This window comes from Leptolyngbya sp. 7M, assembly GCF_018128485.1.
Genome location: NZ_CP070897.1, coordinates 2,906,513 through 2,925,598, shown reverse-complemented (window position 1 = coordinate 2,925,598; position 19,086 = coordinate 2,906,513). Strand labels below are relative to the sequence as shown.

Annotated in this window: 22 protein-coding genes; 12 read left to right on the top strand and 10 right to left on the bottom strand. The window is 48.1% G+C overall.

Features of this window, described 5'->3' with window-relative positions:
• Positions 1-91: 91 nt before the first annotated feature.
• Positions 92-724, bottom strand: a complete 633-nt coding sequence (locus JVX88_RS14350) for a Uma2 family endonuclease (RefSeq protein ID WP_211627980.1) — start codon at positions 722-724, stop codon at positions 92-94.
• A 197-nt stretch (positions 725-921) separates the two neighbouring features.
• Here JVX88_RS14350 and JVX88_RS14345 point away from each other — a divergent pair, with 197 nt between their 5' ends.
• Positions 922-1,419: a precorrin-6A/cobalt-precorrin-6A reductase gene (locus tag JVX88_RS14345; protein WP_211627979.1), complete on the top strand. Its 498-nt coding sequence runs from the start codon at positions 922-924 to the stop codon at positions 1,417-1,419.
• 89 nt (positions 1,420-1,508) lie between these two features.
• Here JVX88_RS14345 and JVX88_RS14340 read toward each other — a convergent pair whose 3' ends face one another.
• From JVX88_RS14340 to JVX88_RS14330, 3 genes are read right to left on the bottom strand one after another with little or no spacing between them, the layout of a single operon-like run.
• Entirely contained in the window at positions 1,509-2,489 is a 981-nt protein-coding gene (locus JVX88_RS14340; protein WP_211627977.1) for an ABC transporter permease, read from the bottom strand.
• A 60-nt stretch (positions 2,490-2,549) separates the two neighbouring features.
• Complete coding sequence (gene ubiE, locus JVX88_RS14335; protein WP_211627975.1) at positions 2,550-3,278, bottom strand: bifunctional demethylmenaquinone methyltransferase/2-methoxy-6-polyprenyl-1,4-benzoquinol methylase UbiE; 729 nt, start codon at positions 3,276-3,278, stop codon at positions 2,550-2,552.
• The gene (locus JVX88_RS14330; protein WP_211627973.1) at positions 3,275-4,495 is read right to left on the bottom strand and encodes a M16 family metallopeptidase; all 1,221 of its coding nucleotides are present in this window, start codon (positions 4,493-4,495) and stop codon (positions 3,275-3,277) included. Before JVX88_RS14330 ends, ubiE begins: the two co-directional genes overlap by 4 nt.
• A gap of 458 nt (positions 4,496-4,953) precedes the next feature.
• Between JVX88_RS14330 and JVX88_RS14325 the strand changes: the two genes are divergently transcribed.
• The 8 genes from JVX88_RS14325 (at position 4,954) to JVX88_RS14290 (ending at position 11,482) form a co-directional block, all read left to right on the top strand.
• On the top strand, positions 4,954-5,454 hold the full coding sequence (locus tag JVX88_RS14325) for an amidohydrolase family protein (RefSeq protein WP_211627972.1): 501 nt from the start codon (positions 4,954-4,956) through the stop codon (positions 5,452-5,454).
• Between the two features lie 225 nt (positions 5,455-5,679).
• Positions 5,680-6,897, top strand: a complete 1,218-nt coding sequence (locus JVX88_RS14320) for a cytochrome P450 (RefSeq protein WP_211627970.1) — start codon at positions 5,680-5,682, stop codon at positions 6,895-6,897.
• 246 nt (positions 6,898-7,143) lie between these two features.
• Complete coding sequence (locus JVX88_RS14315; protein WP_211627968.1) at positions 7,144-7,635, top strand: hypothetical protein; 492 nt, start codon at positions 7,144-7,146, stop codon at positions 7,633-7,635.
• A 123-nt stretch (positions 7,636-7,758) separates the two neighbouring features.
• On the top strand, positions 7,759-8,280 hold the full coding sequence (locus tag JVX88_RS14310; protein WP_211627966.1) for a hypothetical protein: 522 nt from the start codon (positions 7,759-7,761) through the stop codon (positions 8,278-8,280).
• Positions 8,277-9,770: a topoisomerase DNA-binding C4 zinc finger domain-containing protein gene (locus JVX88_RS14305; protein WP_211627965.1), complete on the top strand. Its 1,494-nt coding sequence runs from the start codon at positions 8,277-8,279 to the stop codon at positions 9,768-9,770. Before JVX88_RS14310 ends, JVX88_RS14305 begins: the two co-directional genes overlap by 4 nt.
• 6 nt (positions 9,771-9,776) lie before the next feature.
• Entirely contained in the window at positions 9,777-10,367 is a 591-nt protein-coding gene (locus tag JVX88_RS14300; protein WP_211627963.1) for a class I SAM-dependent methyltransferase, read from the top strand.
• A gap of 111 nt (positions 10,368-10,478) precedes the next feature.
• Positions 10,479-11,273 carry a hypothetical protein gene (locus JVX88_RS14295; protein ID WP_211627962.1) on the top strand — a complete coding sequence of 265 codons (795 nt, stop codon included), beginning with the start codon at positions 10,479-10,481 and terminating at the stop codon, positions 11,271-11,273.
• 14 nt (positions 11,274-11,287) lie between these two features.
• On the top strand, positions 11,288-11,482 hold the full coding sequence (locus JVX88_RS14290; protein WP_211627961.1) for a hypothetical protein: 195 nt from the start codon (positions 11,288-11,290) through the stop codon (positions 11,480-11,482).
• On the opposite strand, the gene JVX88_RS14285 is transcribed toward JVX88_RS14290, so the two are convergent.
• Both JVX88_RS14285 and JVX88_RS14280 read right to left on the bottom strand, forming a co-directional pair.
• A complete protein-coding gene (locus tag JVX88_RS14285; RefSeq protein WP_211627959.1) occupies positions 11,472-11,966 on the bottom strand; it encodes a GNAT family N-acetyltransferase in 495 nt (164 codons plus the stop codon). The genes JVX88_RS14290 and JVX88_RS14285 overlap by 11 nt on opposite strands.
• Before the next feature lie 63 nt (positions 11,967-12,029).
• Complete coding sequence (locus tag JVX88_RS14280; RefSeq protein ID WP_211627958.1) at positions 12,030-12,890, bottom strand: type IV pilus twitching motility protein PilT; 861 nt, start codon at positions 12,888-12,890, stop codon at positions 12,030-12,032.
• 280 nt (positions 12,891-13,170) lie between these two features.
• Here JVX88_RS14280 and JVX88_RS14275 point away from each other — a divergent pair, with 280 nt between their 5' ends.
• The 3 genes from JVX88_RS14275 to JVX88_RS14265 all read left to right on the top strand — a co-directional run bounded on the left by JVX88_RS14275 (position 13,171) and on the right by JVX88_RS14265 (position 16,234).
• Positions 13,171-14,220, top strand: coding sequence for a RimK family alpha-L-glutamate ligase (locus tag JVX88_RS14275; RefSeq protein ID WP_211627956.1), 1,050 nt, complete (start codon positions 13,171-13,173; stop codon positions 14,218-14,220).
• A gap of 343 nt (positions 14,221-14,563) precedes the next feature.
• Positions 14,564-15,610, top strand: coding sequence for a lipopolysaccharide heptosyltransferase II (waaF, locus tag JVX88_RS14270; protein WP_211627954.1), 1,047 nt, complete (start codon positions 14,564-14,566; stop codon positions 15,608-15,610).
• 126 nt (positions 15,611-15,736) lie between these two features.
• Positions 15,737-16,234: a molybdenum cofactor biosynthesis protein MoaE gene (locus JVX88_RS14265; protein WP_211627952.1), complete on the top strand. Its 498-nt coding sequence runs from the start codon at positions 15,737-15,739 to the stop codon at positions 16,232-16,234.
• Between the two features lie 133 nt (positions 16,235-16,367).
• Here the strand turns inward: JVX88_RS14265 and JVX88_RS14260 are convergent, their stop codons facing one another.
• From JVX88_RS14260 to JVX88_RS14245, 4 genes are all read right to left on the bottom strand, one after another.
• Complete coding sequence (locus JVX88_RS14260; protein WP_263975530.1) at positions 16,368-16,847, bottom strand: restriction endonuclease subunit R; 480 nt, start codon at positions 16,845-16,847, stop codon at positions 16,368-16,370.
• A 391-nt stretch (positions 16,848-17,238) separates the two neighbouring features.
• Entirely contained in the window at positions 17,239-17,676 is a 438-nt protein-coding gene (locus JVX88_RS14255) for a hypothetical protein (protein ID WP_211627948.1), read from the bottom strand.
• Between the two features lie 27 nt (positions 17,677-17,703).
• Entirely contained in the window at positions 17,704-18,273 is a 570-nt protein-coding gene (locus tag JVX88_RS14250; protein WP_211627946.1) for a Uma2 family endonuclease, read from the bottom strand.
• A gap of 45 nt (positions 18,274-18,318) precedes the next feature.
• Positions 18,319-18,936 (bottom strand): type I restriction endonuclease, encoded by a 618-nt coding sequence (locus JVX88_RS14245; protein WP_211627944.1) that lies wholly within the window; start codon positions 18,934-18,936, stop codon positions 18,319-18,321.
• Positions 18,937-19,086: the final 150 nt, after the last annotated feature.

The window sequence follows — 19,086 nt, the reverse complement described above, 5'->3', positions numbered from 1 at the left end:
GGTTCATGCAGGATCGCAATGTGTTTGCCAAAGCATATAGCGAACTCCCAATAGCCATCGCGTGCTATAAATCAGATCAGTTACATTTCCCTCAACTAGGAAACCGTTGTCTCAATTGTCGTATTGCCTGACTGCTGCTTTGCTCGTAAGCAACCCGCCGGTATTGATCCACGATAGTCTGAAGCTGAAGGGTTGGGAAATAGCGGCTGGCTTGTGTGAGGCGATAGGCGTTACCGTCGAGTATATAAATGTTGAGACTGTTGCCCTTAAACATCCACACCTCCGGCACTTGATAAGGTAAGTAATCATTCACGTTGCTGTAGTTGGTAACGTCAATTTCTAAAACCAAATCAGGAGGTGGATCAACCTGCCAATCGATTCGTTTTTTGCCTCTGACTTGATCCAAACTTTGAATGTAAAAACAGTAGTCCGGTTCAATGCCGCCTGATTCTGGCAGTGTCATAGTAATCGGTGTGAAAGAGTCATACTCCAGCCCTTGAGCATCTAACAAAACTTTGGTTAGGTCAGCAATCAAACTAGCATCTTTGCCATGCTCCGGTAACGGCACCATCAGAAATAACTCTCCATTACAGTATTTCATGCGAGGAATTGATCCATCCCCACGCTGGTCAGCGAGCGTCTGATACTCTTGCCAAGTTGCCGGAACCCGAATGATAGTGCCCGCAGGGAGATCAAGTTGTGTGGGTGTGATCAGGATTTGCATGAGATTTAGCCTGAAGCAGTGGATGAGAGCAGCTTGCTCTATTGTACTGTTTGCAATACTGTACTGTTTGCAATACCTGCCGCATTGCGTTGCTGTTTCATTAAAGGCATGAATCAGCTTGGATGAAGCGAGAGCAGCAGATGGTATAGGAATGATAGATTATGAATGTAATTTTGATCGCCGCTTGAGATAATCACATGACGACTTGGTTGATTGGCGGCACGCAAGAAAGCGCAGAATTAGCTAAAGCAATGATGGCATTGCATCTGCCCTGTGTGGTAACGGTTGTCAGTGAATCGGCCCGTTCGCTCTATCCAGCATCCATGCCCATCTGGGTAGGTAAGCTTTCGATCGAGCAGATTCCCATCTTCTTGCAGCAATACCAGATTGACCGGATCCTGGATGCGTCCCATCCCTTTGCAGTAGACATTTCCCAGCTTGCCATTTCTGTTTCTGAGCGCTATCAAATTCCCTACTTGCGCTACGAGCGTCCGACAGTGAATGCTGCTACAGATTCAGCGATTAAACCAAGCATCGAGTATTTTGACAGCGTTGCAGCGTTGCTGAGTACAGACCGACTGGTGAATCAGCGAGTGTTGCTGACTGTGGGCTACCGATCGCTGCCCTTATTCGCACCCTGGCAACAGCAAGCCTGTTTATTTGCCCGCATCTTGCCCTCTCTGCCACGAAAATGACCATGGCGGCGATCCCGATCCCGATGTACGTCAGCCTATTCACTAGTATCGATTATTTGCGCTTCTATTAGAATCAATCTTCAAGCTACTCAAGTGAGCCTGATCCTTGGATCAAGCCAGCGATAAACAAGATCGGTCAAGGCATTCGCAAGAATATAAGTTACGCTGATCACAAGAACACCCCCCTGCACTAGCCGATAGTCGCGCTTGGCGATTCCATCCTCCAGCAGCAGCAGTCCTAGTCCCTGCCAACTAAATATTTTCTCAGTGATGATCGAACCCGCAAGCAAAACGCCAAGCTGAAGGCCAAGAATCGTTACTACCGGAATAAGGCCGTTCTTGAGGACGTGCTTGTACACAACAACCCTTTCGCTAAGGCCCTTCGCCCTCGCGGTTCGCACATAATCTTCCCCGAGCTCCTCGATCACACTTGAGCGCACCATTCTGGTAAGTATCGCTGAAAGTGCGGCTCCGAGGGTTACTGCGGGCAATACGATATCTTCAGGATAGAGAGAGCCTGTCGGTGAGAACCACCGCAGCTTGACCGCAAATATATAGACCAAAAACGGCCCAATCACAAAAGTTGGCAACGATATGCCCAGCAAAGCGATGAAGGAAGCCAGGTTATCAATTATCCCTCCTTTGTGAGTACCGGCCAGAACCCCTAACGGAATGGCTATGCCTATTGCAACAAGCATTGAAGCTATTGCCAGTTTTATTGTAGCTGGATAGCGTTCCGTTATCATATTGAGGACAGGGCGATCCGTACGAAACGACCTGCCTAGATCGCCGACAAAAAGTCCCCTGAAATAATCCAGGTAACGGTTATCCGCACCATTCCAGGCAAAGCCGTCCTCAAAGTTGAAAGAGAAGAAAAATGCAGGCTTATCCAGCCCGTGTTTTTGGTTGAAACTGTCTATTTGCTCTTGCGTTGCCGTTTCGCCAAGGATAGCAGTCGCAGGTGTGCCAGGGACCAGTTCGATCAGTAAGGTTACTAGTGATACTACGGTCCAAATGACAAGAAGCATCAATCCGAGCTGACGAGCAATATTTAGAAAAGTATGCTTCATCCTAACGGGTTTATTTTGTTATTTTTCGTTGGCAACGGCAACTTGATTAGGTAAAACCTCTTACGGTTCTTTCTGGCCTGTGTGGATGGCTGCTATACCGCCGGTTAGATTCTTAAAAGTAACGTTCTGGAAACCGGACTCTGTCATCAGCTCGACGAGGGCTTTTTGGTCCGGAAACTTAGATACGGAATCCGGCAAATACTCGTATGCATCGCGTTCGCCGCTAATAAGGCCGCCTATTCTGGGAAGTACGTGGGAAAAATAAAGATCGAACAACTTCCGAAATCCCGGAACGACTGGAGCGGAAAACTCCAAAATGACCAACTGCCCGCCGGTTTTTAGTATCCGATGAAATTCGTTCAATCCGCTTTCAACACTCGCCAGATTTCTAAGTCCGAATGCAATAGTTACTGCGTCAAACGTTTCGTCGGGGAATGATAGTCTCAATGCATCGGCCTCTATCCATGGGATCTTGGCGTTCTTGGTTTGTGCCACTGAGAGCATCGGGCGGCAGAAATCCGTTCCAATGACTGCGGCTCTTGCACCAGAACTTAATTCAATAGAAAGATCGCCCGTCCCGCACGCGACGTCAAGCACTTTAGCATTCTCTTTGGAAAGCGTTACTGTAAGAATTTCCCTTACCTTTCGCCGCCAACGCTTGTCGATATTCGCAGAAAGTAAATGATTCAGCAGGTCATAACGCCAAGCAATGCCCGAAAACATCGCGCGGACTGCATGCGAATGCTCTTCTTCGCTCTTTATCTTCCTTTGTTCCGAAAGTGCGTTCAATTCGATCCGATCCCCTTTACCATCCAAAGGCTTACGGCTGGTCGTTGTTTTATGGAATCCGCAAGTTTTTGAACGGCTGCAAGATCGGCCGATGCGATGCGATCCCGCTGCATACTCGGAGCCGGGAGCTTATATGTTTCAGTATCTAGCCAAAGCTCATCAGGGCTTCCGGAATCAAAAGCGGCTAGCACCTTATTCTTCGCCGTAAGCAATTCATCTGCGGAAATTGGTGATGAAAGAAGCGTGGCAATTAGGGCGGTGCCATCCACGCTGTTGCCTCCCGGATATAGTTTTACTTTTGCATCCGTTCCGATACCTGAGACCACGAATACCATTTGTCCGGGAAGCAGATGAGCTTCATTTCGGACGGAGCCTGATGCGTTCGCGACCTTAGCCACGTGTGCTTTCAAACGAGAATCCAACACCTTGGCAAGGATATCCATCGCGGCGAAGTCTTGAGCAGAACGCGACGTGCCGCGGACGGCATGACGAACCTCAGCTCCCGAATCCGAGGAAATGTTCTTAACTAACAAACTCGTATCTGGGCTATCCGGCTGACGAAAGGTAGCGGGGACTCGGCGGTCAGATTTCAACCACGCTCCAAAGAAACGCCGAACAGCACGGTATGCTTCGGCCGCATCAATGTTTCCCCGGATCGTCAAAACTGCATTGTCCGCGCCGAAGAATCTGCTTTTGGCAAATCTAAGGTCGGCGAAGTCAATCTTTGTAAGTGATTCATTTGTGCCGAGGATCGGACGGCCATAAGGGAACGTGCCGAATAATCGTTCGGCTGTCGCACTATCAGCTATGTAAACGGGATCTGCCATCTTTGCGGCTAGCTCCTTTTTAACACGGGAGCGAACCGCTTCCGTTGTATCCTTGTCTATCTGCGGCTCGGTTACCGCATTGGCAAGCGTTTCGAGCAGATCTATCATCGCCGCCCTACGCCCGGAAACGCTAAGCTGAATAAAATCGTAATTTGTCTCTACGGCGAACGAGCCGTCCAGGTCATCAACAAAATACCGCCGGGCTTCGTCTGTCAAAAAGATCGATTCCGCAAGCATTTTCATCGTGCCCTCTTTGCCCTGCTGGTCAAATGCAGCACCCGCATTAACACGAAGCTTGGCGGTAACAAGCTCGGCTTGCGGATCTTGTAAGATGAAGACCTTTAGCCCGTTCAATAATGTTTCTATTCTGGGAGCCCTTGTCTGCGACACTGCATTTCCTATAAAAACCGCAACCAGTGCCGTTACCACGCAGATTCGTGAGACATTCATTGATCTTTTCATTGCAAATATTCGATTCAACTAAGAATGTTACAGGTTTTAGTTGCGTTTTTCTAGAAGGGCGTTGTCGAAGGTATTCATTACTAGATCTCAGCCGCGCCCGATATTACAAAGGATGTTTTATGCCAAAATTACTTCTTCAAGACGGGCATCGTACGGGATTTTGGGTGCATCTATGAGAAATGAACGTGCGAGGGGGAGTTTGCGTCGCCGTCTGATCGCAATGAAAAGGCTTAACATCTGCGGCCCGGCATTATAGTATATAGTATTGGGAAATTGGCCGCTCGAACGGCGGATACTCGTGAGGGTCTGAAAAGAATGGGAAAGATATTGAAGTATTGCAGCTCGTGTGAAGAGGGGTTTGCTGAACGTTTTACCTTCTGTTGCCGATGTGCAATTTGTATCTGCAAGACCGAAATCAGATGGTCTCGCAGCAGTTTATGCAAGCTTTATCGGGTGAACAGTTGGCACACCTCGCGCAATTCAAAACCCAAACTCCTCGCTGGCGAGGTGTGACGTTAGTTCATGAGCTAAAGCAATTCGGAATTCCGGTCGCCTTTGCTAGCGATAACTGCCGGGATCCGTTCTATGCCTATGGCGACCACGATGGTTGGGAGGTGTTTACCCAAGCCGTGCGAATCGCCCAACTCGACGCGCCCTACAGCAATTGGTGTCAGAGCGTGACGACGATTCCAGCAAACCTGATGCAGCTCCCGAGCTGTGGACGAATTGGGATCGGACTACCTGCCGACTTAATTCTGTTCAAGTCCCGCTACTGGAGTGAACTGCTAGCCCGTTCTCAGCATGACCGGATTGTGCTCCGCGATGGTAAACCCATCGATCCTACCTTACCCGACTATGCGGAGTTAGATGATTTGTGGCATAGCTAAGGCGTATTTCTGGTTTAATTCTCGTGTAGCTCAAAAGCTATCTTGAGCATCTATCTAGTCAATCTACACCCTTTTTCAGGCTAGTGAAGTACGAAAAACGGGGTGCAGGGGCAGTGCCCCTGCGTGGGGGCTTCGCCCCCACACCCCCTGTACCTCACATGAGTGAAAAACGCTGTAAGCAATGAAGCATTTCGAAATTGCACAGCCCAGGAGGTGAGCACGAACGTGAAATTGACCACAATGGAAAAATTACAGTCTAATAAATTCAAACCCAGTGCTTTCCCGCCCGTCAAGCACCAACAGCAGCTATCTGCTTTCTATGCATTCATGCGGCGTGTTAGCCCACGGGTTTATGATCAGCGCTTGGATGTCTGGGCCGTCTACGACTATGCAACTGCACGCAGAATTCTCACAGACACCGCTCATTTTTCTTCGGATCTTTCCCGCGTGCGGTTTCCTCGCTTTTTGCATAAGGATCTGCATCTCAGCATTTTACATAAAGATCCTCCGATTCATACAGCTCTGCGTGGACGTGTTCAGCCCTTTTTTACGCCATCATTCCTTGCCCGTTTTACTGGTTTTATTGATACGTTTGTTCAGAAATGCTTTGAACAATCCGCTGATCGCGATTACTGTGACATTGTAGAGCATGTTGCTTCTCCACTAGCGCTCACTTGTGCTCTGATGTTGCTGGGTTTCCCAGAAGCGGAATGGCCACAAATTAGGCAATGGTGGAGTCTGAGAAAAACCCACTCCCGGACTAGGCAGCAGTACACGAGTCTGTTCTCCGAGCTTTGGTCAGCCGATTTCGATATTTACCTGCGATCAAAAATCGACGAAAAATTCCACCAGCCTGGAGACGATGTTTTAAGTGCCATCATTCAAACCCGCCTCGATTCAGCGCCGCTCAATGAGCAAGAAATTATCGAGTTCGTCGTCTTGATTTTAGTAGCGTCTCAAGACACAACAGCTCAACTCGTTGCCAATTCCGTTCTTTGTCTTTTGCAGCATGAGGAAGTGCGAGACAAGTTGAGCTGCGATTTAGGACTGCTCAAGCCATTCTTGGAGGAAGTACTGCGATATACCTCTCCAGTTCAAGGGGTTTCGCGGGTTCCAACCTGTAATGTTGAGATCGATCGGGCTATCCTGCACGCAGGTCAAGAAGTGATTGTCTGGATTGGTTCGGCCAACCGCGACGAGAGTATCTTTGAGAGAGCAGCAGAATTTGATCTTGATCGCAAGTCTAACCCACATCTAGCGTTCGGGATGGGAGTTCATTATTGCTTAGGAGCGGCGTTAAGTTCTCTAGCTACCCAGGCTGTTTTAAGGCAATTACTCCAATCTTTTCCCCATTTCCAGCTAGCGAATCAGCCGCCTTTGCGGTGGTCATCTAATCCGTTTTTGTCTGGTCCGGTCCAGCTTCCTCTGCAATTGACAGCGTGAAGCTGATGAAGTCGAGAAAGAATTAGGGATCGGTGATGTCTTTTAGCATTAACCCCTTTCCTACGAGAAAAGCCAATGAATGACTGGAACTTTCCAAGGGAGAGTAGAGAAGTTCTTTTACCTCTAGAAGTTAAACCTGCAGAAGGTTGCTTAGAAATCCTCCCAAATGGACATGAGGCCGTAGTCTTCGGAGATCCCAGGAGTGCCACTGAGGGATTTCATCAACAAGGAGATAATCCGTTTGGTATGCAAGGAACCTGTGGACTGGTTTCGGTAGAAGATGTTTTGCGGCAATTAGGATATCAAGTAACAGAAACTGATCTGGTCAGTTACGCCATGCGGAATCAATTGTGTACTATCGAAGGAACGCCTGATGTGCAGGGAGGAACGACTCAAATGGAGCAGGTCCGTATTCTCAACGATTTTGGTGTACCGGCAGAGGCCAAGATTTTACTCAACTGCGAAGACTTAGCCAGCTATATCGAGGCAGGAGAGAAGGTCATTGTCGGAGTGAATGGAGGTGTGCTGTGGAATGCACCTGAGGCGTTTGAATTCGGTCAGGCCAATCACGCTGTCACTGTGACTGGTGTAGCTAGAGATCCCCAGACCGCAGATTTACTCGGTTTTTTCATCAACGATAGTGGCAGTGGAGCAGCGGGTCGTTTTGTTGACGTAAACACTTGGCAACAGTCTTGGGAAAATCGTGGCGGTTTGGGTATCGTGACAAACCTTGTCTAATTTGTCTAATTTGTCTAATTTGTCTAATTGTATAGCCGGAACCATTACAGGCTGCCTACAGCGGTGAGATTGCGGATTTTAATAGTTGTTTTCATATCACAGGCATCGAGAGGAAGCATCAGCATGGCCACTGATTTTTTATCGTACTCAGAAATTCAGCGTCGTTTGCATACCCACTACCTACGTCAATATGAGATTCCCATCGAACACTTTGTCTCACTGCCTCTACCGACAAAACGACTAGGGGATCCAGGCTATGCAGGATTTGCGGCACCAGCCCTACGACACCCCCAAACCCCACTGCAGGTTGCTCCTCCAGACCGTTGGTGGATGATCAGCGCAACCAGCGGACGCCTGATGCTCTACGCACTACAAAAAGCCTATTCTTTCGCTCCCGATCAGGAATGGGAACTGGTGCAGGTTGATATTCCCCCGCTCAGTGTAGCCGAACGGGAAGCGGGCATGAACACCTTAGTGAATTTTTTGGATACGCTGGCGATTGATTTCTTTACGGCAACTCCGAGCAACAGCAGCACCCGTAAAGCTTGCCTGGAGGTTTTAGAAACCTACATCGGCTCCAGCCTGCTCCCCCTATTTCGTGCCTTGACACCTGACTTCTTTACATGGCTTGAGGAAGAATCATGAACGATGTTTTACCGTTATCGATAAACGAACTGAATATACTGGCGAGAAAGCATCACTGGAACGATTTTATCCAGTTCAACCAAAGTTTGGTGAATGAATCTGCTCCACTGGTGGTGCTGACGGTGCCCGGAGTAGAGGCCCTGCCATTAAAAGAGTGGCTAGAGCAAAATCTACCAGAACAGTCATTCCGATGGCAATCATTGCAGAGTGAAGAGATAGAAGCCGGCCGGTTTATGTTTCGTGCCTCGGGCTCTGTTCAGAAATTTGATGGGTTCTTGAAGGTCTATCAGGAATCTCGCGGCGTTCAGGAGACCGAAGATGAAGACGACGAGGAACGCAATCTTCCGATGGTAAAGCCGGGCGAAGAACTTCTGCTAAACTCGCTTACCCCAAACCAGCATTTTACGGAGCCGCCGCCGCGATATTCCGAGGCCTCGCTTGTAAAGGCACTTGAGGAAAAAGGCATCGGCCGTCCATCAACATATGCTGCGATAATGACAACGATCCAGGAGCGCGAGTATGTAGAGAAGATCGAGGGCCGTTTTCATCCTACACCGCTTGGTACGACGGTAAATGATCTTCTGATAGAGAGTTTCGACGACATATTCAATGCAGAATACACCGCGCGAATGGAACTCGCCCTTGATGATATCGAAGACGGAAAGCTTGATTGGCGAAACGCCCTAAAAGGATTCTATGACAAATTCTCAAAGGATCTTGAGGTCGCGGCGGAATCAATAAAGAACAAAAAGAAAACCTCTATTCCGACCGATGAGATATGTGAAAAATGCGGCTCCGGAATGGTAATAAAATTCGGAAGGTTCGGGCAGTTCCTTGCATGCGAGAATTATCCTGAATGCAAGAATACGCGCGAGGTCGGAAGCAAACGAACTGAAGCCGGTGGTGAGACATCGACAGACGAAGAGGTCGAAGAGATACCGCCGTGCGAGCTCTGCGGCAAGGAAATGGCTCTGAAGAAAGGGCGATTCGGTTCGTTCTACGGCTGTACAGGCTATCCGGAGTGCAGGAATATTAGGAAGATCGCGAAGGGCGACCAAAAACCCGCTGCCCCGCCGGTTCCGCTTGATGAGATATGTCCCAAAGACGGGGCGAATCTTGTCAGAAGGCAGGGACGATTCGGTGAATTCATAAGTTGTTCGAACTATCCGAAGTGTGATTACGTTAAACGAGACGTCGTTGAGGGAGTGAAGTGTCCTAAGGATGGCGGCGATATAGCGGTAAAGAAGAGCCGACGCGGAAAGGTGTTTTACGGATGTGCGAACTATCCTAAATGCGACGAGGTATATTGGGATCGACCGGTTACGGGGCCTTGCCCGAAGTGTTCCTCGCCGATCCTGCTGCAAAAAACGACCAAAAAGGACGGGACGTTCCTTTATTGCAAAAACGAGGATTGTGATTATAAAATGGCTGTCGGCAATCCCGAAAGCAGTTCAGATACCCCCGCGGAGGCCGCTTCTCTTGAAGCATAGTCTCGGATGAACGAAAGTATAGAATTCCTACATGCGTTCCTGAAGAATCCGGCCAAGGTGGGCTCAATTGCGCCTAGCTCCCCAGATCTTGCCCGTAAGATGCTTGAGGGTATAAAACCCTCCGAGGACAAAATCGTTCTTGAACTGGGCGTCGGCACGGGAGCAATAACTAAGTTTATTGAACAAATAGTTCCGGACGACCGTTCGTACCTGGGAATAGAACTTGACGGTGGCTTGGTAAAGCATCTTCGGCGGCATTATCCAGATCTTCGGATCGTTAGAGGTAATGCGCAGGAGGCGGTAGAAATACATCGCCGCTCCGGCCTTGGGAAAGTTGGAACGATCATTTGCTGTTTACCTTTTGTTTCACTGCCGAATGAAGTTGGTGAAAAAATACTACAGCAGGTCGCTATGTTCATGGATCACGGATGCACCTTCCGGACCTTCCAGTATGCACACGGATACTATTTCCCGTCGGCTATAAAGCTCCGCGAGTTTATGAGAGACCGCTACGGACGTTCAAAACGCAGCCAGCTTATCGTAAACAATATCCCGCCTGCTTATGTGCTTACTTGGAGATCCGATCAGCCCAAATAATTTATCTTCGGGACATAAATGGTCCTAAGAGATATGAACACGAACCATTCGCTGTCAGATGTTGAATTGAAGGCCGAATCCTAACCCCTGAAAACAGGAGTTCTTTGTAGCGTGACAAATATCCAATATTACAAAGGCGTTATCGATCCGACGGGCTGCATCAGCAACGGATGGAACTTGGTAAAGCCGAACTACGGAATGTATCTTGGGATCGCGTTGCTTGCGGCGGTGATTTATTCCTGCCTTTTCTGCATTTCGTTTTTTCTTGTCGGGCCGGTGATGGGCGGCGTTTATTATGTCATGCTCCGCGATATGCGCGGCGAACCGGTCGATTTCGGAATGATGTTCAAAGGCTTCGAGAAATTCGGAGCTACGCTTGCGGTCGGGCTTGTCCAATCCGTGCCGGGAATCATCTACCAGATATTTGACCTATTTACGAATGTTACCAGCACGCTGATACAGCTTGGGCAGCAAGGCACACGCGGCGGCAACTTTTACCAGGAATCGGCGACGGAGGTCGCTATTGTTGGCGGATTTCTTGCCGCATATCTGATATTTATTTTTGTTTATGCGATATTTTCGCTAGTTTGGGCTATTTCATTCGTTTTTGCGATACCGCTGGTAATGGAACACAACATTGGTCCGGTCGATGCTCTTAAGCTAAGTGCAAGAGCTGCATGGTCGAACGTGTTTGGCGTTGTCGTACTCGCGATCCTTGTCTGGCTTATGCTAATTGCTGGTGTTTTGGCACTTTGCATCGGTTGGTTATTCGTGTTGCCTCTTGTTACAGCCTCTTTCGCATTTGCTTATCGACAGGTCTTCCCTTCGGCAGCACCCGGCCCTATAACATATAACACTCCGCCGCCGCCGACAGAATATGGCGGCAGTTTTGGGAAAGGCGTTTAAGCCGCTAACGACCTATGAACAATTATTTGAAGGGAACAATTCTGCTCTTCTTGGGGATCGTTATGCTCGGATGGTTCGTTTATTCGATCATAAATCCACCGCAAATGCCCAGCGAGACGTATACCTTGGACTGGGTGATGATATTCGTAAGGTTGATCGTCGGAATAACGGGGATGATCGGCGGCATCTTGGCATTTGTTAAGAAATAGATACAGACGCAGACTGATCGAGCTCAAGTTCCATATAAAGAACGCCGTCGTGCGGATTATCGTAGTAAGACGGGATCGGGCGAAAGCCGTACGCTTCATATAAGCTTACTGCTTTTCCCATTTTTGGCGGAAATGTGTCAAGCCGCATTCTCTTATAGCCGATCTCTCGTGCCACCGTTATCAGTTTTTCGATCAGCGATCTGCCAATACCTAGTCCGCGTGCGCTCTCATTAAGGTAAAGCCGCTTCATCTCGCAGATGCCCTCTTCAAGCTTGCGCAGTGCAATACAACCCACCGGTGTTTCATTAACAAATGCGACGAAAAGTCTTCCATCCGGCGGCGAATATTTACCCGGGAGCGAAGCAAGTTCTTCTTCAAAGCTCTGAAAACAAAGGTCCATATCAATCCATCGTTCGTATTCACGAAACAGCTCTGCCACAAGTTTTACGTCGTGTTCGTTTTCGGCCTCTCTGATCTCAACCATATGTTCGGGTATTAAATCTGCATTAAATCTTAGAAAAAATTTTGAAATCCTTAATTATCAAAACTAAAATAATAAAGAAACGCCGATTATACGGTCGATCGTCTTTGCCGCATCGATCGTGTGAAGCGTTGAAAGTACCAGGTGGCCGGTTTCCGCAGCTTCCATTGCGACCTCGATCGTCTCGCGGTCCCGCATCTCACCGACTAGGATCACTTTCGGGGCCTGACGGAGTGCTGCACGTAGGGCCAGTGCAAAATCAGGCGTGTCTGAGTGCAGTTCACGTTGGTGGATGGTACACAATTTGTGGTCATGAATGAACTCGATCGGATCTTCGATCGTTACGATGTGATACTTCTTTGTTTGATTCATCAGGGCGATGATCGCCGCAAGCGTTGTTGATTTTCCTGAGCCGGTCGGGCCTGTAACAAGCACAAGGCCGTTCTTTAACTCCGCGGAATTCATTACGGCTTTTGGAAGGTCAAGGTCTTGCCAGTTAGGTGGTGTCGTAGGGATAACACGCATTACTATCGCATGTGACCCTCGCTGCTTAAAGATATTCACGCGAAAACGGCAAAGTCCCGGCACCCCATACGAAATGTCGGCAGACCCCTTCTTTTCAAACTGTTCTGACGCTTGCCCATTCCCTGCAAGCATTATCTCCGCAAATAATTTGATCTGCGGCGGTTTCAACAGCTCCAGTCCTCTAATCGGAACTCCTTCTAGGTCCCCCGATAGTTCTACTTGCGGCGGACGTCCGGGAGAAAAGATAAGATCGCTTACGCGTGGATCGACATCAAGCATCATTTTCAGAACCGCATGAAACGATTGGACATTTTGCGGCAATGTCGCTGCAGTTGTCGAAAGAGAAACAGAGCCGTTCGGAACCGCATTTCCGATAGGCGGAGTCGCTATTATGTTTTGCATCGCAGATCTAGAACAAGAATTTAGAGAGATTTAAGAATGGGACGGCCGAATTGAGCCGCTTTTAGAAGATTACTATGTATGATCATAATATGGCAACAAAATTTAATCCATACACGACCGAGAATACCTTTAACATTCAATAAGGATGTTACAACGTCCCGCTTGCCGGAGATTTCTTCATAAACTAGAATTAAGAATCTAATCAATCGATCTTTTTGGCCGTTTCGGCGACAACGCATTTACTATTCTTAATTACTGAGGTTTGAAATAACATAAATATATGAGACGAGTAGGAATTTTAGTGGGGCGTGAACAAACGTTTCCCGAATCGATAATCAAAAGCATCAATGAGAAAGGCGAGGGCAAGGTCGTTGCCGAAATGGTAACGGTCGGCGGGATCCGGCTGGATGAACCGAAGAGATACGATATCATCATCGACAGAATCTCGCATGAAGTTCCTTATTATCGAGCAATGCTGAAACGGATGGCTCTTGAGGGAACCTACATAATAAACAATCCGTTCTGGTGGTCGGCGGACGACAAATTCTTCAATTACAGTCTTGCTGCAAAGATCGGTGTGGCGATCCCAAAGACGGTCCTCCTTCCACAGCATGCTTATATCAAGGACATCACAAGCGAGTCTCTCCGTAATCTAGAGTTTCCGATCGACTGGGAAGGTATTGTCGATTATATAGGCTTTCCGGCTTTCCTTAAACCCCACGACGGTGGCGGTTGGAAGAATGTTTCAAAGATTAATTCGCTTGAAGAGCTCTGGTCGGAATACAATCAATCCGGCACGCTCTGTATGACGCTGCAGGAAGGCATCGAATACGATCAGTTTGTCCGCTGTTACTGTGTAGGACAGGAGAAGGTGCTCATTATGCCGTACGACCCGTCGAAGCCGTATCTTAGCGGAATGCAGTATGTGACCATCGAGAACTACCTGACTCCTGAGCTACATAAGCGAGTTGAGCAAGACGTTATCACGATCTGTAAGGCACTTGGATACGACCTGAACACGGTCGAATTTGCGATAAAGGACGGCATTCCCTATGCCATCGACTTTATGAACCCGGCACCGGATGCAGAACTCGCATCGGTTGGCGAATACAACCACAACTGGATCGTTGAGAATATGACCGACTTCATCCTCAAAAAGCTTGAAGGCGAGATCGAAATCCCGGAATACCGTTGGACCGCGATGTTGAACCCGCCTGCGAAAACTGCTGCGAAAGTAACTTCAAAGTCTGCAAAACCAGCGACCCTGAAAGCGAAATCGCCCGTAAGATCAAAGGCAAACAAAATAAAACCCCCAAAAGCCGCAAAGTGACGATCTCAAAACTATTCCTGTCAGACTTTAACCAGGAGGACGTGAGTTCATCGCTCACGTCCTTTATTACCATATATCTCGATATCTGCGACCCTTATTGGTCATTTACTTAATACTTAACAAGAATATCTGCACGCTGGCAAGCAAACCTTTTGTCTTGTCTTTTATCGTCACAATGAAGATGACAGTCCGCTTCTCCGATAATTCAAGAAAACCCATTATTATCGAACGGACCAAACGAACTAACATTCCGGAATAGACAATGCCTGATACCTGGCGAAGCGTAGCTATTGCTGTGGCCCATCGCGTATCATATCAACCAAGAGTCAGTTGACCAGCCACCATGAAGATACTTGTACGCGGTACAAATTGGATCGGCGATGCCGTGATGACAATTCCCGCCCTGCGTGAATTGAACCGCGTGTTTCCCGATGCCCACCTGACGCTTTGGACAAGACCCTGGGCCGAAGCTATCTTTCGTGATGCCGATTTTGTCGATGAGATAATTACGTTTGACAAAAAACCTCGCAGATTGAAACCGACCATTGATGAAGCGGATTCCCTGCGCCGCGAGGCATTTGACGCGGCAATACTGTTTACGAACTCTTTTGAATCTGCCCTAGTAACACGACTTGCACGAATTCCCCGCCGCATCGGTTTCAATAAAGATCTTCGAGGGCTTTTGCTGACCGATCCCATTCCGGTTCCTGAATGGAAAGGCCGCAGGCACGAGGTCTTCTATTATCTAGAACTTGTTCGCGAAGCAGAAAAACGTCTCCTTGAAACAAACACCGTCTCGGCAGAAGAACCCGATGGGCGACTGGATATCAGCCAAGAACGTCAACAGGCGGCAAGGCTCTCTCTAGCGGATACTGGGCTCGACCTTACGCGAAAAACAATACTACTCGGGCCCGGTTCGACGAATTCGCGAGCCAAACGCTGGCCTGCCGAACGATTCGCTGAACTTTCAGATAGGCTGCACAAGGAACTGAGCACAAATGTCGTTATGGTTGGTGCAAAAGGTGAGGTGGATATTTCTGCGAGCATAGTTGATCGTGCGAGATATGCCCCACTAGATCTCACTGGCCGAACGGGACTTGACGAAGTTGCTGCAATGCTTTCCGTTGCCGATCTTTTCATTTCCAACGATATGGGCTTGGCTCATGTGGCTACTGCTGCGGGAACGCCGACAATAGTAATATTCGGGCCGACAAACGACTTAACTACTCGGCCGTTCGGTCCATTCGCCACCGTCATCCGTCAACCCGTAGATTGCGCGCCGTGTATGTTGCGCGATTGTCCGATCGACCATAGATGTATGACGGGAGTTTCGGTCGAACGAGTATTCGATGCGGCCGCTTTACGGCTCAGCGATCCGCTGCCAGTATAACCGAGCCATCTAACCTAGCCATTTGTCGAGAGTGATATCGAATCAGGGCAGAATTGCCAAAAACTACCCTTGCTTTCCCGACCATCCCGCACAATAGAGAAAGAAAAGTTCTGGAATGCTAGGTTTATGGACTCGGCTGTATCGTCTACTATCATCCGTCCAGCGCCACTCCACAGCGGCGATCATTTTGCGATTACCTTTGCACCCCTCTCGCTAGATGAAGCATACCGGCGAGCCGATGATCCAGCCAATGGAGCAGTGGTGGTGATGAGCGGCATGGTGCGGGACAACACGGACGGTAAAGCAGTTGTAGCCCTGGAGTATCAAGCCTATGAGCCAATGGCAATCGCGGTGTTTCAACAAATTGCGGCTGAGATTCGCCAAACCTGGCCGGATGTGACGCATGTGGTGATTCACCACCGCACCGGAAAATTACAAATCGGCGAAATCAGCGTCCTAGTCGCGGTTGGCTGTCCCCACCGTTCGGAAGCCTTTGCCGCCTGTAAGTATGCCATTGATACCTTGAAGCACCAAGCCCCGATCTGGAAGAAAGAACATTGGGCCGATGGTTCAACCAGTTGGGTCAGTATTGGGGCCTGTGAACAGTCCTCAGAAGCTTGCTGAGATTCTCGTTATTTCGCGACATATATTCTTTGGTTCACGATAAACTGAGACAACCAAACATTGCCTCAACCGTTAGTAAAAATTCTTTTAGTGAAAGCGTAGAAGACGGTACTGAAATCATCGCGTTTCTCCTTTACTTAGAAATTTCTGCGCCAATTCGTTTCAAAATTCCCAGCACTTCATATAGCTCATTCCCAGGATTAATGAGAGAAAACAAGCGAGAATTGGCATATTGTGGAGCCGGTTGTTGAATCAATTTCAAAAAAAGAAAATCATTACCATTCGTGATCATGCCAAAAGTTGCCCGTTCTGGATTGGGGCTGCCCAACATATAGGTTAATGTCTGCGGCACAGCTTTTGTGACTGCAAAATCACTTTGTTTGGACTCAATCACGACTAACCAAAACTTTTCTCGCAGTATCAGAGCATCAATTCGACCTCGAATGATTTCGCCTTCGTCTTCTGCCTCAATTTCCATACTGGTTTTTGTTTCAAGCCGATAGGGAGGTTGATAAAAACCTGCTAGATCAAGTAAGGGCGAAAGAACCAGCATTTTGACACCATTTTCTAGAATGGGTGGATTTTCCATCAATGATGAAAAATTAGCTTGCACCCGATCGAGCCAAAATTTCTCTAACTCACTTACGTCTGTCGATACATCTGACCACTCTGGAAAAAACAGGGGATCGCGAACCAGCGTTAGTCCGAATTTATGCTTCAAATCAGACAGTTTAACCAGTTTGGCTTGAATCGCCTTTACCACTGCCTATCCTCCCCCATTTCTATCTCTTGGTTCCTGAAAAAGCCCCATCGAACAAATAATCTGGGGTTCCCTTATGCTAGCTTCTTCCTGAACCAGACAGAGACGTTCATCGAGGTAGAGGGCTACAACGAGTTCAGCTAGTTGCTGCATCTCGCGACATAAATCACCTGGGCTGTATCAAGAATTTCTTTGCGTCGAATCCAGTTGTGGCTCGTCTCGACGGCATGTTTGCTGACTAAATCTACTTCAGCTCGATCCTCAGCCCACCAATCTTGCTCAGAATCAAGTCAGCAGGCTGTTCCTTCAAATAGGTTTCAGTGCGCGGGTAAATTTTTGCGCCTTCTCGTTTTGCCCAATACCAGAGCGATCGTGTTCGGTTTTGGTCGATAAAAATCAGCAAGTTTTCAGCAAATTGCTGGGCAATCGCCTTGTAAATCTCCAATCGCGTGTCTGCCGTCGCAATATCGCCATCCGTTGCTGTAATCTCAAACACGGGCACTCCTGACATTTCTGCAATCCGAGTGCGAGTGTAGATTTGCCCTTCAATCTCCAACGGTTCAGAACGGGAACTAGACGGCTGCGACCATCCCAACTCATCGATAAATAGGTTGCGCAGGCGAAACTCGTATAGCAGATTCCGAGCGTTCTGGAAGTTGAGCGGCATGATAGAGAAAGACAAAGAGAAAAGAACAGGGAAAGGGAAAATTTACGGTAAATTAAGCCAATTAAACAGCCCTTCAACCGTTAATTGCCAATCCTCTAATATTGACAGCATCAGCAGGCGATCGTCCGGTTCTTCTCTGCCAATTGGCTGCTGCCCCGGCTGAAAAATGATCACATTTTTCTCCTCTGGATCAACCAACCAGCCCAAGCTAGTGCCATTGTTGAGGCAGAATAGGATGTTGTTAATCACTCGTGTGATGCGTTGGTCGGGCGAAAGAATTTCAATCACCCAGTCAGGATAAGTTCTAAATGTATTCTCAACTTCACCGCTCTCATTGCGTGGAATCCGTTCCCAGGTGAAGACGGAAATATCTGGAACGATGGAGCGTCCAGCAAAGGTGCAGCGCAGTTCTGGAAACGCATAAACCGTTCGATGAAGCAGTCCACGGTGATTGACCTCACCTGTAAATCGTCCTTGAAGTGTGCTGTGTTTTCCCTGTGGCATAGGTTTTTGATAAATCCGACCCTCAATGTATTCGCTGGCAGGTTTTGTTTCAGGCAGCTTTAAAAAATCTTCCAGCGAGAGTGTTGTCGAAGATGATGCTAAAACCATTAGTTTGCTCCCAAATTCATTTAGAAACTTCTGCGCCAATTCGTTTCAAAATTCCCAGCACTTCATATAGCTCATGCCAGGATTAATTTCATTGCCAGGATTAATTAGAGAAAACAAGCGAGAATTGGCGTACTGTGGAGTGGGTTGGCGGATCAGCTTCAGAAAGATGAAGGTATGTCCATTGGTCAAAAATCCGAAGCTGGGCAACTGCACCTCTGGACTTCCTAGCATATAGGCAAGGGACTGAGGAACCGCAACTTGAATATCAAAGTTAGCATGCTTAGCTTCAATCACCAAAATCCATACGCGGACATTCAATACCAAAACGTCGATCCGGCCTCGAAATACGATCTCCTCATCCTTCATTTCAACTTCAATACTAGTCTCAGTCTCAATTCGATAAGGATGTTGATAAAACCCTGCCAGATCGAGTAATGGCGACAGTACTACCATCTTGACGCTGTTTCCCAGAATTGGAGGTCGTTTGAGTAACGTTAAAAAATTTGCTTGAACTCGATCAAGTGTCGCTTTCTCAGCATCGGTGATTTGCTCAGTTCCACTCATCCACTCCGGAGAGAAGTGTGAATCTCGAACTAGCCTCAATCCAAATTTTTCCTCTAAATCCTCTAATGTTACGTCTGCTGCCTGAATCGTTTGTACCATTGCTTAAACCTCCTTTCCCTACTTCTGCTTTCCTGCAAACAAGCCCATGGAGCAAATGATCTGAGGTTCCCTTATGCTAGCCTCTTCATGAATCAGGCAGAGACGCTCATCCAGGTAAAGTGCCACGACAAGTTCAGCTAACTGCTGATC